Origin of the sequence: Curtobacterium sp. MCSS17_005 (genome assembly GCF_003234225.2) — a bacterium.
In the GTDB taxonomy this organism is placed as follows: Bacteria; Actinomycetota; Actinomycetes; order Actinomycetales; family Microbacteriaceae; genus Curtobacterium; species Curtobacterium flaccumfaciens.
In genome coordinates this window covers 2,746,831-2,759,735 of the sequence record NZ_CP126258.1, presented here as the reverse complement: position 1 = coordinate 2,759,735, position 12,905 = coordinate 2,746,831, and the positions used below count along the sequence as shown (strand labels likewise).

The 12,905-nt window shown below is 70.0% G+C and carries 18 protein-coding genes; 12 read left to right on the top strand and 6 right to left on the bottom strand.

Annotated elements, in window-relative coordinates; all coding sequences use genetic code 11:
- Nucleotides 1-457: 457 nt before the first annotated feature.
- The gene (upp, locus tag DEJ20_RS13140) at nt 458-1,093 is read right to left on the bottom strand and encodes a uracil phosphoribosyltransferase (RefSeq protein ID WP_111236313.1); all 636 of its coding nucleotides are present in this window, start codon (nt 1,091-1,093) and stop codon (nt 458-460) included.
- A gap of 76 nt (nt 1,094-1,169) precedes the next feature.
- On the opposite strand from upp, the gene DEJ20_RS13135 reads away from it, so the two are divergent.
- Entirely contained in the window at nt 1,170-1,604 is a 435-nt protein-coding gene (locus DEJ20_RS13135) for a nucleoside deaminase (RefSeq protein ID WP_110861637.1), read from the top strand.
- On the opposite strand, the gene DEJ20_RS13130 is transcribed toward DEJ20_RS13135, so the two are convergent.
- Nucleotides 1,585-2,541 carry a cation diffusion facilitator family transporter gene (locus DEJ20_RS13130; RefSeq protein ID WP_111236312.1) on the bottom strand — a complete coding sequence of 319 codons (957 nt, stop codon included), beginning with the start codon at nt 2,539-2,541 and terminating at the stop codon, nt 1,585-1,587. The genes DEJ20_RS13135 and DEJ20_RS13130 overlap by 20 nt on opposite strands.
- 64 nt (nt 2,542-2,605) lie before the next feature.
- On the opposite strand from DEJ20_RS13130, the gene proC reads away from it, so the two are divergent.
- A complete protein-coding gene (proC, locus tag DEJ20_RS13125; protein ID WP_111236311.1) occupies nt 2,606-3,436 on the top strand; it encodes a pyrroline-5-carboxylate reductase in 831 nt (276 codons plus the stop codon).
- An 87-nt stretch (nt 3,437-3,523) separates the two neighbouring features.
- Here proC and DEJ20_RS13120 read toward each other — a convergent pair whose 3' ends face one another.
- Together DEJ20_RS13120 and DEJ20_RS13115 are read right to left on the bottom strand one after the other, a co-directional pair.
- Nucleotides 3,524-4,219 carry a potassium channel family protein gene (locus tag DEJ20_RS13120; RefSeq protein ID WP_217499818.1) on the bottom strand — a complete coding sequence of 232 codons (696 nt, stop codon included), beginning with the start codon at nt 4,217-4,219 and terminating at the stop codon, nt 3,524-3,526.
- Nucleotides 4,212-5,645: a TrkH family potassium uptake protein gene (locus tag DEJ20_RS13115; RefSeq protein WP_111236310.1), complete on the bottom strand. Its 1,434-nt coding sequence runs from the start codon at nt 5,643-5,645 to the stop codon at nt 4,212-4,214. Before DEJ20_RS13115 ends, DEJ20_RS13120 begins: the two co-directional genes overlap by 8 nt.
- 74 nt (nt 5,646-5,719) lie before the next feature.
- Here DEJ20_RS13115 and DEJ20_RS13110 point away from each other — a divergent pair, with 74 nt between their 5' ends.
- The 5 genes from DEJ20_RS13110 to DEJ20_RS13090 all read left to right on the top strand — a co-directional run bounded on the left by DEJ20_RS13110 (nt 5,720) and on the right by DEJ20_RS13090 (nt 7,427).
- Complete coding sequence (locus DEJ20_RS13110; protein WP_051596885.1) at nt 5,720-6,235, top strand: ArsR/SmtB family transcription factor; 516 nt, start codon at nt 5,720-5,722, stop codon at nt 6,233-6,235.
- Nucleotides 6,236-6,392: 157 nt separating this feature from the next.
- Entirely contained in the window at nt 6,393-6,587 is a 195-nt protein-coding gene (locus DEJ20_RS13105) for a helix-turn-helix domain-containing protein (protein ID WP_017888579.1), read from the top strand.
- 109 nt (nt 6,588-6,696) lie between these two features.
- Nucleotides 6,697-6,795: a 30S ribosomal protein bS22 gene (locus DEJ20_RS13100; RefSeq protein ID WP_003792170.1), complete on the top strand. Its 99-nt coding sequence runs from the start codon at nt 6,697-6,699 to the stop codon at nt 6,793-6,795.
- Between the two features lie 87 nt (nt 6,796-6,882).
- Nucleotides 6,883-7,137 (top strand): glutaredoxin family protein, encoded by a 255-nt coding sequence (locus DEJ20_RS13095; RefSeq protein ID WP_071247435.1) that lies wholly within the window; start codon nt 6,883-6,885, stop codon nt 7,135-7,137.
- Complete coding sequence (locus DEJ20_RS13090; RefSeq protein ID WP_111236309.1) at nt 7,134-7,427, top strand: Dabb family protein; 294 nt, start codon at nt 7,134-7,136, stop codon at nt 7,425-7,427. Before DEJ20_RS13095 ends, DEJ20_RS13090 begins: the two co-directional genes overlap by 4 nt.
- 110 nt (nt 7,428-7,537) lie before the next feature.
- Here DEJ20_RS13090 and aspS read toward each other — a convergent pair whose 3' ends face one another.
- On the bottom strand, nt 7,538-8,878 hold the full coding sequence (gene aspS / locus DEJ20_RS13085; RefSeq protein ID WP_111236308.1) for an aspartate--tRNA(Asn) ligase: 1,341 nt from the start codon (nt 8,876-8,878) through the stop codon (nt 7,538-7,540).
- A 189-nt stretch (nt 8,879-9,067) separates the two neighbouring features.
- Between aspS and DEJ20_RS13080 the strand changes: the two genes are divergently transcribed.
- A complete protein-coding gene (locus DEJ20_RS13080) occupies nt 9,068-9,421 on the top strand; it encodes a hypothetical protein (protein ID WP_284183332.1) in 354 nt (117 codons plus the stop codon).
- Nucleotides 9,411-9,614: a hypothetical protein gene (locus tag DEJ20_RS13075; RefSeq protein WP_284183331.1), complete on the top strand. Its 204-nt coding sequence runs from the start codon at nt 9,411-9,413 to the stop codon at nt 9,612-9,614. The genes DEJ20_RS13080 and DEJ20_RS13075 overlap by 11 nt, the downstream gene beginning before the upstream one ends.
- On the opposite strand, the gene DEJ20_RS13070 is transcribed toward DEJ20_RS13075, so the two are convergent.
- Nucleotides 9,591-9,965 carry a MerR family transcriptional regulator gene (locus DEJ20_RS13070; RefSeq protein WP_111235619.1) on the bottom strand — a complete coding sequence of 125 codons (375 nt, stop codon included), beginning with the start codon at nt 9,963-9,965 and terminating at the stop codon, nt 9,591-9,593. The genes DEJ20_RS13075 and DEJ20_RS13070 overlap by 24 nt on opposite strands.
- Nucleotides 9,966-10,034: 69 nt before the next feature.
- On the opposite strand from DEJ20_RS13070, the gene DEJ20_RS13065 reads away from it, so the two are divergent.
- The 3 genes from DEJ20_RS13065 (at nt 10,035) to DEJ20_RS13055 (ending at nt 12,887) form a co-directional block, all read left to right on the top strand.
- On the top strand, nt 10,035-11,528 hold the full coding sequence (locus DEJ20_RS13065; protein WP_111235618.1) for a SulP family inorganic anion transporter: 1,494 nt from the start codon (nt 10,035-10,037) through the stop codon (nt 11,526-11,528).
- A 67-nt stretch (nt 11,529-11,595) separates the two neighbouring features.
- Nucleotides 11,596-12,252 carry a histidine phosphatase family protein gene (locus DEJ20_RS13060; protein ID WP_071406299.1) on the top strand — a complete coding sequence of 219 codons (657 nt, stop codon included), beginning with the start codon at nt 11,596-11,598 and terminating at the stop codon, nt 12,250-12,252.
- A complete protein-coding gene (locus DEJ20_RS13055) occupies nt 12,249-12,887 on the top strand; it encodes a TlpA family protein disulfide reductase (RefSeq protein WP_258377179.1) in 639 nt (212 codons plus the stop codon). Before DEJ20_RS13060 ends, DEJ20_RS13055 begins: the two co-directional genes overlap by 4 nt.
- The last annotated feature ends 18 nt before the right edge of the window (nt 12,888-12,905 follow it).

Sequence of the window (12,905 nt, the reverse complement as noted above, 5' to 3'; positions counted from 1 at the left end):
CGGCTGGAACGGGTGCCGATCAGGCACACATTCGACAACGCATGACCGGCATGGTCGGCATCATCACGCCGACTGTCCCCACTGCCCCTGCGGAGGAGCACGCCTCGGAGAGGACGCGGGTGGACACGGTTGCAGTCATGTGACGAGTATCTGCGGTATACCAACGCGGTGTCAACCGTCCGCGCGGACGGTGCGGTGGGCGCGACCGCACGGGCGTCGAGCGCCACGCCCGTTCTTTCCCATTGCGCACGCGATGGAAAGTGGAATCGGGCGTGCCGGGTGGAAAGAAACGACCTGGTACGCCCGGAACGACCGGGTACGCCCGGAACGGGCAGGTACGCACGGATCGACCTGGTACGCCGGAACGGGCGGGTGCGGCGGGCGCGACCGCACGGACGACAGGAGGCGCGGTGCCAGCCGGCACCGCGCCTCCTGTCCGAGAAGTGGCGGGTCTGCGCTACTCGGCCAGGCCGTAGAGCCGGTCGCCGGCGTCGCCGAGGCCCGGGACGATGTACCCGTTCTCGTCGAGCTTCTCGTCGAGCGCACCGAGGACGATCGAGACGTTGCGGTCGCCGACGGCCTGCTCGACCATGGCGAGCCCCTCGGGGGCGCCGAGGATGCACACGCACGTGATCTCCTGCGCACCGCGGGCGAACAGGAAGTCGATCGCGGCGGCGAGGGTGCCACCGGTGGCGAGCATCGGGTCGAGCACGAAGCACTGCCGCCCGGACAGGTCGTCGGGCAGGCGCTCGGCGTAGGTCTGCGGCTCGAGCGTCTGTTCGTTGCGGGCCATGCCGAGGAAGCCGACCTCGGCCGTCGGGACGAGCTTGACCATGCCCTCGAGCATGCCGAGCCCGGCGCGGAGGATCGGGACGACGAGCGGCCGCGGCTTGGCGATCGCGACGCCCATGGTGTGCGCCACCGGCGTGTCGATCGGCGTCGCCGTGACCCGGACGCCCCGCGTGGCCTCGTACGCGAGGAGCGTGACGAGCTCCTCGGTCAGGGCGCGGAACGTGGGGGAGGGCGTCGTACGGTCGCGGAGCACCGAGAGCTTGTGGGTGATGAGCGGGTGGTCGGCGACGTGGACTCGCATAGGGTCGAGCCTAGCGTGCCGTCGACCGTCAGGAGGTCCCGTGGAGGAGCCCGCAGCCCGCCCGTTCGTCCCGGCGATGGAGCGCGCGCTCGACGAGGCTCGACGGTGCCTTGAGACCGACGACGTCCCGGTCGGCGCCGTGGTGCTCGACCGTGACGGCGTCGTGGTCGCCACCGGCCGGAACGAGCGCGAGGCGCGGCAGGACCCGACGGCCCACGCCGAGGTACTGGCTCTGCGTGCTGCCGCGGCGGTGACGGGTGACTGGCACCTCGAGGAGCACACGCTCGTGGTGACGCTCGAGCCCTGCCCGATGTGCGCCGGCGCCGTCATGGCTGCACGGGTGCCCCGGGTCGTGTTCGGCGCGTGGGACCCGAAGGCGGGTGCCAGCGGCAGCGTCTACGACATCGCCAGGGACCGCCGGCTGCCGCACCGCTCCGAGGTCATCGGGGGCGTGCTCGAGGCAGCGTGCGCCGAGTTGCTCGACGACTTCTTCAGTCCGCGGCGAGGATGACGATCGCCTCGGTCGGCGGCTGTGGCCCGGTGCGCAGGACGTCCGGCTCGACGTAGATCACCCGGGCGATCGGCACGGCACTCCGGACCCGCTGCTCGACGGTGTCGATGCCGGCGGCGACGTCGCCGAGTCGGCGGTCCCCGTCGACGGCGACCTTCACGCCGACCATCAGCTCGTCCGGCCCGAGGTACAGGGTCTTCAGGTGGATGATCGCGTCGACCTCCGGGCCGTCGAGCACCGCCTGCTTGATGCGCTCGACGTCGGCGGCGGTCGCGCCCTCGCCGACGAGCAGGCTCTTCGTCTCGATGCCGAGCACCACCGCGACCGCGATGAGCAGCGCCGCGATGAGCATGGTGCCGATCGCGTCGAACACCCCGTTGCCGGTGATCGCCGTCAGGCCCACGCCGAACAGGGCGAAGACCAGGCCGAGCAGGGCCGCGGTGTCCTCGAGCATCACGACGGGCAGCTCGGGGGCCTTCGCACGGCGGACGAACTGCACCCAGCTCTGCGAGCCCTTCTGCGGTCGGGCTTCCTTCAGGGCGGTGCGGAGCGAGAAGCCCTCGAGCCCGATGGCGATGACGAGCACGACGAGGGGGAGCCACCAGTTCTCGAGCGGGTGCGGGTGGGCGAGCTTCTCGATGCCCTCGTAGAGCGAGAACACGCCGCCGACCGAGAACAGGATGATGGAGACGACGAACGCGTACACGTACCGTTCACGCCCGTAGCCGAAGGGGTGTTCCTGGTCCGCCGCTCGCCGGGCCTTGCGGCCACCGAGCAGCAGCAGGAGCTGGTTCGCGGAGTCGGCCAGGGAGTGCACGCCCTCGGCCAGCATCGACGCCGATCCGCTGATCGCCGCCGCGATGAACTTCACGATCGCGATGCCGATGTTGGCACCGAGTGCGGCGAAGATCGCCTTCGTGCCTCCGGAAGCGCTCACAGCTGTCCCCTTCTCGTGGTCTGCGACACGATCCTAGGCGGGTGGCGTCGGTAGGGTCGGGAGCATGACCATCGACCTGCCCCGCACCGCCCTGCTCGGCGTCGGCTCCATGTCCGGCGCGGTCCTCGACGGCCTGCTCGCCGCGGGACTCGACCCGGCCACCGTGACCCTCACCACGAAGTCGGAGGCGTCCGCTGCTGCCCACCGGGAGCGTGGCCTCGACGCCACCGCGAGCGACACCGACCCCGACGCCAACAGCACGGCCGTCCGTGGCGCTGCCCTCGTCGTGGTCGGCGTGAAGCCGTACATGATCGCGGACCTGCTCGACGAGGTCTCCGACGACCTGGAGCCCGGTGCCGTCCTGGTCAGCGTCGCCGTCGGCACCACCACCGCGAGCATGGAGGCTCGGGTGCCCGCCGGCGTCCGGGTCGTCCGTGCCCTGCCGAACACCCCGATCGGCGTCGGCCACGGCGTCACCGGCATCAGCGCGGGCACCTCGGCCGACGCCGAGGCCGTCGCGCTGGCGTCGTCGGTGTTCACCGCCTCGGGCGAGGTCATCGAGGTGCCGGAGGCGCAGCTCGACGCGCTGTCCGCCGTGTCCGGTTCCGGTCCCGCCTACGTCTTCCTGCTGGTCGAGCAGTGGCAGCGTGCCGCCGAGGAGCTCGGGTTCACCCACGAGCAGGCGGCGACGATGGTGCAGGGCACCGTCCGCGGCGCGGTCGAGCTGCTCGAGCGGTCGGGCCGTGAGCCCGCCGACCTGCGCCGTGCGGTGACGAGCCCGAAGGGCACGACGGAGCGGGCCGTCGCGGTGCTGCAGGACGCCGACCTGGCGGACACGCTGCTGCGCGCGTCGCGTGCCGCGATCGCGCGTGCCGAGGAGATCGCCGCGTCGTAGACGCACACCGCGTCGTGGACGCAGCCACAGTGCGGACGGGAGGCCCGTGGGGACGCCGCCACGGGCCTCCCGTCCGTCCGGTGGTCGTTACTCGTACGCGGCGAAGCGCTCGAGGTCGGTCTCGGAACCCGAGACGATGATGACGTCGTCCTCACCGATGACGCTGTCCGGCGTCGCCGGCACGAACGGGCTGCCGGGCGGCTTGATGCCCAGCACGGTCAGGCCGAAGCGGGTGCGGATCACGGTGGTGGCGAGGTCCTTGCCGCGGACCGCGCGCGGCGGGAACATCTTGACCACGGCGAAGTCGTCGTCGAACTCGATGAAGTCGAGCATCCGGCCGGAGACCAGGTGTGCCGTGCGCTCGCCGGCCTCGCGCTCGGGGTAGACGACGTGGTTCGCGCCGATGCGGGACAGGATCGTGCCGTGCGAACGACTGATCGCCTTCGCCCAGATCTGGGGGACGCCGAGGTCGACCAGGTTCGCCGTGATGAGCACGCTCGACTCCAGGTCGCTGCCCGTGCCGACGACGGCGATGGCGAAGTCCTGCGCGCCGATCTGCCGGAGCGCGTCGATGTCGGTCGCGTCCGCCTGCACCGCGTGGGTGACCCGGTCGGACCACTTCTGCACCAGTCCGGCGTCGGTGTCGACGACGAGCACCTCGCGGTCCTGGCGTTCGAGCTGCCCGGCGGTGGCGGCCCCGAAGCGCCCGAGCCCGATGACCAGGACGGGGGCGTCGTGACTGATGGCACCGTGCTGGTGCGACGAACGGGTGCGGTCAGCCAACGATCGGCCTCTCCTCGGGACGGCGGAACAGTTGCCGGCTCTGGCTGGCGGCCAGGGCAGCGGCGATGGTCACTGTACCGACCCGGCCGAGGAACATGGTGGCGGCGAGCACGTACTTGCCCGATTCCGGCAGGTTCGCGGACACGCCGGAGGACAGGCCGCTGGTCGAGAACGCCGAGATCACCTCGAACAGCACACGGTCGAGCGAGTCGTCGGTGATCTGCAGGAGCACCACGGTCGCGACGGCCACGATCGTCGCGCCCCAGAGGACGATGGCCACTGCGACCCGCAGGACGTCGCTCGGGATCCGGCGACCGAAGGCCTCCATGCTCTGGCGACCGCGGGCCTCGGCGACCGCGGCCAGGAACAGCACCGCGAGGGTCGTCACCTTGATGCCGCCGGCCGTCGAGGCGGATCCGCCGCCGATGAACATGAGCATGTCCGTCACGAGCAGGCTCGAGCCGTTGAGCTGGTCGAAGTCGACGAGCGAGAACCCGCCGGAGCGGGTCATCGTCGACAGGAAGAGCGCCTGGAACGCGGTGCGCCCGGCTCCTTCTTCGCCGAAGGTCGTCGGGTTCGACGCCTCGAGTGCGGTGTAGACGACCGCGCCGCCGAGGAGCAGGATCGCGCTCGTCGCCAGGGTGAGCTTGACGTGGATCGGCCAGCGCCGCGGGGTGCGCAGCTGCTTCGTCAGGGCACGGATCACCGGGAACCCGATGGACCCCGCCACGACACCGATCATCAGCAGCGTCAGGAACCAGTAGTCGTGGGCGAACGGGTCGAGGCCGTCGGCGTTCGGCGAGAACCCGGTGTTCGTGAAGGCCATCGCCGCGTAGTAGAAGGAGTCGCCGACCGCTGTCCAGAACGGGATGCCGGCGATGAGCACCGACGGCAGGAGCAGCAGGCCGAGGACGATCTCGATCGACAGCGTGCTCACCGCCACGGTCGCGAGCAGGGTGCCGACCTCGCCGAGCCGGACGGCCTGCCCCTCGGGCACGGCGCCGTGGTGGGTGCGGAGCGGGTTCGAGTCACCGGCCGCCATGAGCTTCGCGCGCAGGCCGAGCTTCCGGGTGACGAACAGGCCGAGGATCGACGCGAAGGTCAGCACACCGACGGCGCCGATCTGGGTGCCGATGACCACCAGGACCTTGCCGAACACCGACCAGTGCGTCGCCATGTCGACCGTGGACAGCCCGGTGACGCAGACCACCGACGCCGCGGTGAACAGGGCGTCCGCGAAGTGGGTGCTGCTGCGGTCCGCCGTGGCCCACGGCGTCATGAAGAGCACCGTGAACAGGAAGATCAGCGCGATGAACACCACGATCGCCAGTCGGGACGGCGACGAGCGCAGCACCGTCGCGATCCGGCTCGCTCGCCGTCGGCCGACACTCACGTGGTGCGGGATCGGCTCGGTTCGGTCGAGCATGCGTATGCCTCCGAGGACATGGGCCGGGACGGTTCGTCATGGTACATCCGTGGTGCCCCGGCTAGCCTTGACCCATGGCCGACATCTTCTCCGTCGTGGCGGACCCGACCCGGCGCGAGCTGCTCGGCACGCTGTTGTCCGCCTACGGTTCGGACGTCACCGGCGGGGAGCTCAGCGTCGGCCAGCTCGTCGAACGCCTCGGGGTGAGCCAGCCCACGGTGTCGAAGCACCTGCGCGTCCTGCGCGACATCGGTCTCGTCACCAGTCGCGAAGAGGGGCAGCACCGCTACTACCGACTCGACCCGGAGCCGCTCGTGCACCTCGAGGACTGGGTCCTGCCGTTCACGGGCGCGGTCGACGCCGACGGCACCCCGGCCACCACCGCGTGGACGCCGGACGGCCAGCCGGTGTCGATCCGCCGGAACGGCACGGCCGGCAAGGCGACCGTCGAGGTGGGCACCGAGCTCGGTCGTGTGATGGCCGAGGCGTCGTACCGGGCCACCGCGGCGATCTCCGGAGCGCAGCAGGGATGGGAGCGCGTCGTCGACCGCAGCCGCAAGCGTTTCACCCGCCGGGGCGACGAGGACTGAGCCCTGCCGCTCGGGCTTCCGAGGACGGGGCGGCGCCGGTGCACGCGGCGCGGACTGATCCTGGACACCGGGTCGCACACGCCTCTACAGTTGCCACTGACCACACAGGTCACACCACTCCCGTGCGCAGCGCGCGTGCGAGCCCCGAAGGCGGACCATGACCGGCAGTTTCGACGACGTGCGCTTCCTCACCGTCGCTGAGGTCGCCGAGATGATGCGCGTCTCGAAGATGACCGTGTACCGGATGGTGCACGCCGGTGAGCTCCCCGCCATCCGCTTCGGCCGTTCCTTCCGCGTCCCCGAGTCAGCCGTCGCCGACGTGCTGCGCGGTGGCGTGGCGGACGTCGGCTGAGCGCGCGTTCGACATCACAGCGGGCAGCCGGTAGACTCGGGCAGGTTGATTTTCCGCGGTCTCTTCGGCCCGGTGTCCGTACATCAGCATCAGTCCGAGCGAGGTCCACATGGGTTCTGTCATCAAGAAGCGTCGTAAGCGCATGGCGAAGAAGAAGCACCGCAAGCTCCTTCGCAAGACGCGTCACCAGCGCCGCAACAAGAAGTAGACCCTCACAGGTCTGCGCAGGTCGGAGGACCTGCACGAGAAGCCCCGGTTCGCCGGGGCTTTCGCGTTCCCGGACTACGCTGGGACCATGCCCGCAGTGACGTTCCTGACGAAGCCCGGATGCCACCTCTGCGACGACGCCCGACCCGTGGTCGAACGCGTCGTCGCCGACCACCCGGGGGTCACCCTGCAGGAACGCTCGATCCTCGACGACGACGCCCTCCGCCAGGAGTACGCGGAGGACATCCCCGTCGTGCTGATCGACGGGCGCGTCCACAGCAACTGGCACGTCGACGCCGACCGGCTCGCACGTGCGCTCGAGAAGGCCGAGGCCCGCGCATGATCTCCCACGTCGTCTCCTGGTCCCTGCGGACCGACCTCGACCGCACCGCGTCGATCGCCCACATCCGCGAACTCCTGACCGGTCTGGTCGGCACCGTCGAGTCGATCCGCTCGCTCGAGGTCGTCGAGAACGTCGCCTACCCGGACAAGAACCACGACGTCGCCGTGGTTGCCACCTTCGACGACCTCGCCGGACTCGACGCGTACCAGGTGCACCCGGAGCACCAGGCCGCGGCAGCGGAGATCCGCGAACTGGTCACGGCGCGGGCCGCCATCGACTGGCAGAGCTGAGCCGAGCCTCCCGTCCCGCCCCCGGCGCTGCGTGCGCTGCGTGCGTCCAGTGAGCAGAAAAGGTCGCCTCCGATTTCCGGAGGCGACCTTTTTCGCTCACTCGCTGATGACTACGGGGTCAGGCGCGTCGGGCCACGGAACAGGTACGTGACCTCGCGGATCGACGGCTCACCGAGCATGAGCATCAGCACGCGTGCGAGGCCCATACCGAAGCCGCCGTGCGGCGGGACGCCGTAGCGGAAGAAGTCGAGGTACCAGCCGAGCTCCTCCGGGTCGAGGCCCTTCTCGACGGCCTGCGCCTCGAGCACGTCGACGCGGTGCTCACGCTGGGCACCCGTGGAGATCTCGGCACCGTTGAAGATGAGGTCGTAGCTGTTGGTGACCGACGGGTCGCCCGGCTTCCGCATGTGGTAGTACGGCCGGATCGAGGCGTCGTACTCCGTGACGAACACGAACTCGGAGCCGTGGCGCTCCTTCGCCCAGGCGGCGACGCGGCGCTCGCCCTCGGGGTCCAGGTCACCGTCGGCGCGGACGACGTCGTAGCCGCTGTCGGCGACGATCTTGCGCGCGTCGGCCAGGGTCACGCGGGGGAACGGCGTCGCGGGGACCTGCAGCTCGAAGCCGAAGACCTCCGCGATGTCCTTGCCGTACTTCTCCTTGACGGCGGTGATGCCGGCGACCAGGACCTCTTCGTGCATCGCCATGACGTCCTCGTGGGACTCGATCCACGAGAACTCGGCGTCGACGCTGGTGAACTCGGTGGCGTGGCGGCTCGTGAAGGACGGGTCGGCGCGGAAGGCGTCCGCGATCTCGAACACGGCACCGAAGCCGGCCGGCTGCGCCATCTGCTTGAAGTTCTGCGGCGACTGGGCCAGGTAGGCGGTCGTCTCGAAGTACTCGAGCTGGAACAGCTCGGCGCGCGACTCGGATGCCGACGCCATGAGCTTCGGGGTGTGGATCTCGATGTAGTCGCGGTCGACCCAGTACGTGCGGAACGCGTGCTCCAGCGTCGTCTGGATCCGGAAGATCAGGTTCTGCTTGCGGTTGCGCAGGTCGAGGAACCGCCAGTCGAGACGCTTGTCGAGCGACGAGTCGTCGGCGATCGGGGTCTCCGGGATCGCGGCGCTCACCACCTGCAGCGCACCGATCTTGACCTCGAGCCCGCCGAGCTTCACGCGCTCGTCGTGCTTCAGCGTGCCGGTGACGTGCACGAAGGTGCCGTGCGCCAGGCCGGAGATCTCGTTGGTGGTCGCGAGGGCGGACTGTGCGGCGTCGTCGCCGTCCTCGGCCTCGCGCGTCGCCGGGTTCACGAGCTGGACGGCGCCGGTCTCGTCGCGCAGCACGACGAACTGCACCTTCTTCTGGTCTCGGACGGTCTCGACCCATCCGGCCACGGAGACGGGACCGTCGGGGAGGGCTGCCAGGTCGGCGATGCGGGTGCGTTCGATCACGGTGGTCGAGTCTAACCGCCTGCGTCCGGGGGCGTGGGCGTGGGCGTGGGCGTGGGCGGCAGGCTTCCTCCCTCCACAGGGCCGCCTGCGTCCGGCGTTCTCCACAGATGGCCGGGAGGCCCGTGGCGGCGCGCGTGGACTCCGTAGCGTTCCCGACGTGGCCGGGTCGCGGGACGGGAGGGGGACCGGGTGGGGACGGGGACGGGGGAGCTCGCGACCTGGCCGCCTGCGGCGGTCGCGACGGTCGTCGCGTCGTTGATGGCGCTCGGCGGCACCACGACGGCGACGATCTGGTCGTTCATGCGGTGGCGGCGAGAGCAGCGCGCAATCGAGCGAGCGTACGTGTGGCAACAGGTCGTCTGGGCGGCCGAGATGGTCTCGTCCGACGACGTCGGCAAAGCCGAGATCGGACGGATGGTCGCTGGAGCGATGTACGACATGCAGATTCATGGACGGGTCGATGATCCGGGTGTGAGTGTCCTGGTACGAACGCTCGGAAAAGAGGTACGCGATGCAACGGATGTTCATGCACATGACGGGTGAGGAACGTCGGCGCGCTCAGGTCCGGCTCAACCAGGTCATCCTCGACGCGTACCCGAAACGGAAGGCGCGGAAGATGATCGCCATGTTCGAGCGGGTGGAAGCTCGCCTGGAGTACACCCCGGAAGAAGCTGCCGAGGCCGAACGGCGATGGCTCGCACGGTACGAGCGTTCAGGGGAGCGACGCGCGGAGTGACCCGAGCGTGCCGATGAACTCCTCGGCCATGCCGGCCCGCTCGACGAGCTTGGCGTGCCGGGCACGGGCGTCCTCGAGGTACGCGTCGAGGCGGGCCGCCAGCGCTGGTTCGTCATCGGGGTCCTTCGCCGCGAGGGCGTCGACCACGCGGAGCAGCTCGGCCATCTCGTCGAGCGTGAACCCGAGCGGCTTCATCCGGCGGATCACGAGCAACCGTTCGAGGTCCTGCGCCGTGTAGACCCGGAACCCGCCGGTGGTGCGGCCGCTCGGCACGAGCAGCCCGACCTCGTCGTAGTGCCGGATCGTGCGCAGGGACATGCCGGCACGGTCGGCGAGCTCGCCGATGTGCATCGTGTCGGGTACATCGCTGGTGCTCACGGGGTACGACTCTACCCTCACGTGAGGGTAGAGTTCCGATCGATGTCCGTGATCACCCACGCGCCGACGGCCCCGAGCGTCCTCGCCGCCCTCCGCTCGCCCCGCATGCTCACCCGAGAGGTGCTGGCCGGCATCGTCACCGCGCTGGCCCTCATCCCCGAGGCGATCTCGTTCTCCGTCGTCGCCGGGGTCGATCCCGCGGTCGGCCTGTTCTCGAGCGTCGTCATCGCGATCGTGATCTCGATCGTCGGCGGTCGTCCCGCGATGATCTCCGCCGCAGCCGGCTCGGTGGCGCTCGTCATCGCCCCGCTCGTCCGCGAGCACGGGATCGAGTACCTGGTGCCCGCGATCGTGCTGGGTGGCGTGTTCCAGCTCGTGCTCGGGTTCCTCGGGGTGGCGCGGCTGATGCGCTTCATCCCGCGCAGCGTGAACGTCGCGTTCGTCAACGCCCTGGCCATCCTCATCTTCACCGCCCAGCTGCCGAACCTGCTCGGCGACGACGTCCCGTTCGTCGTCTGGCCGCTGACGGTGCTCGGCATCGCGATCATCGTCGGCTTCCCGTTCCTGACGAAGGCGATCCCCGCACCACTCATCGCGGTCGTCGTCGTCACCGGTCTCACGATGGTGTTCAGCGTCGCCGTGCCGACGGTGGGTGACGAGGGCGAACTGCCGACGGCGCTCCCGGGCTTCGGCGGCATCACGACGCCGTTCACCTTCGAGACGCTGCAGATCATCGCCCCGTACGCGTTCGGTGTCGCGATCGTCGGGCTGATCGAGACCCTGCTCACCGCGCAGCTCGTCGACTCCATCACCGAGACGGGCTCGAGCAAGTGGCGCGAGTCATGGGGCCAGGGCGTCGCGAACATCGCGTCCGCCTTCTTCGGTGGGACCGGCGGCTGCGCGATGATCGGCCAGACGGTGATCAACGTGAAGACCGCGGGTGCCCGGACCCGCGTCTCGACCTTCGCGGCCGGTGTCTCGGTGCTGGTCCTGACGATCGTGCTCCACGACCTCGTGGCCCAGATCCCGATGGCGGCACTGACGGCGGTCATGCTCATGGTCTGCGTCGCGACCTTCGACTGGCACAGCATCCGACCGCGCACCCTCCGACGGATGCCGCTCGGCGAGACCGCGGTCATGCTCGTCACCGTCGTGGTGGTCGTCGTGACCGAGAACCTCGCCACCGGGGTGCTCGTCGGTGTGGTCGTGGCGGCCCTGGTCTTCGCCCGACGGGTGGCGCACGTGGTGACCGTGGTCCGCGAGCCCGTCGACGACCGCACCGTGCGGTACCGGGTCCGCGGGGCGCTGTTCTTCGCCTCGTCGAACGACCTCGTCACACGGTTCTCATACGCCGAGGACCCGGAGCACGTGATCATCGACCTGGCCGACGCCCACGTGTTCGACGCGTCCACGGTCGCGGCGCTCGACGGGGTCGAACAGCGGTTCGCGAAGCACGGGTCGACCGTCGAGGTGGTGAACCTCGACACGGGCTCGATCGCGCTGCACGGACGGCTCTCCGGTGAGCTCGGCGGCTGAGTGCTTCCGCATCCGGTGAATCACCTGAGGGGGCGGTGGGAACCGCGGGCGACCTACACTGGAACCCATGCCCGCGACCCGTCTCCACCTCGTCCGGCACGGAGAGGTGCACAACCCGGGCCGCGTCCTCTACGGCCGACTCCCGGGCTTCGGGCTGAGCGACCTCGGCACGCGGATGGCCCAGGCCTCCGCGACCGCCTGGAAGGACGCCGGCATCGACGTGCGTCGGATCGTCGCCTCCCCGCTGCAGCGTACGCAGGAGTCCGCCGCACCCTGGTCGGCCGCCTACGGGCTCGACGTGACGCTCGACGAGCGCCTGATCGAGCCGACGAACCGCTACGAGGGGCAGCCCCCCGGGTTCACGAAGCGCTCGCTCGGCCGCCCGGCGGAGTGGCCGTGGATCGCGAACCCGCTGCGTCCCAGCTGGGGCGAGGCGTACGAGTCGATCGCCAACCGCATGCTCGCGGCGATGACCACGGCGTGGGAGAGCGTGGACGAGGGCGACGTCGTCCTGGTCAGCCACCAGCTGCCGATCTGGATGGTCCACCGGAAGCTCGCGGGGGAGCCCCTGTGGCACGACCCGCGCAAGCGCCGCTGTGACCTGTCGAGCATCACCACCGTCGAACGTGTGCCCGCCACGTCGACCGGTCGGTTCACCGAGGTCGGGTACGCGGACCCCGCGCAGGAACTGCGCGCGACCGCCGTCGACGAAGGAGCAGTGTGAACAGCACGAAGAGTGTGGGCGTCATCAGCAAGCGGTTCGCGGTCCTCGCAGCGACGGCCGTCGCCGCCGTGCTCGTCCTGTCTGGCTGCTCGTCGGACAGCGGCGGCATCGCGAAGCAGTACGGCAACGGCACGACCCAGAACTACATCTCCGGCGACGGTGCCGTGACCGAGGTCTCCGCGAAGGACCGCACCGACCCGGTCACCTTCCGGGCCGAGGACTCGAACGGTGACACGGTCTCGTCGAAGGACCTCCGCGGCAAGGTCGTCGTCCTGAACTTCTGGTACGCCAGCTGCCCCCCGTGCCGTGCCGAGGCGAAGTACCTCAACAAGGTGCACGACGAGTACGCCGACGCCGACGACGTCGCGTTCATCGGGGTCAACGTCCGCGACGAAGCAGCGACCGCGGCCGCCTTCGAGCGCACCTTCGACGTGCAGTACCCGACCGTCCTCGACCAGCGCACAGGCACGATGCAGCTCGCGATGTCCGGGCAGATCGCACCGAACGCGGTGCCGGCCACGATCGTCCTCGACACCAAGGGCCGCGTGGCCGCCCGGGTCCTCGGCGCGATCGACGGCACGAGCATCCTGCAGACCCTGGTCAGCGACGAGCTCGACGCCGGCAAGGCCTCCTGACCCGTGACCTCCAACCCC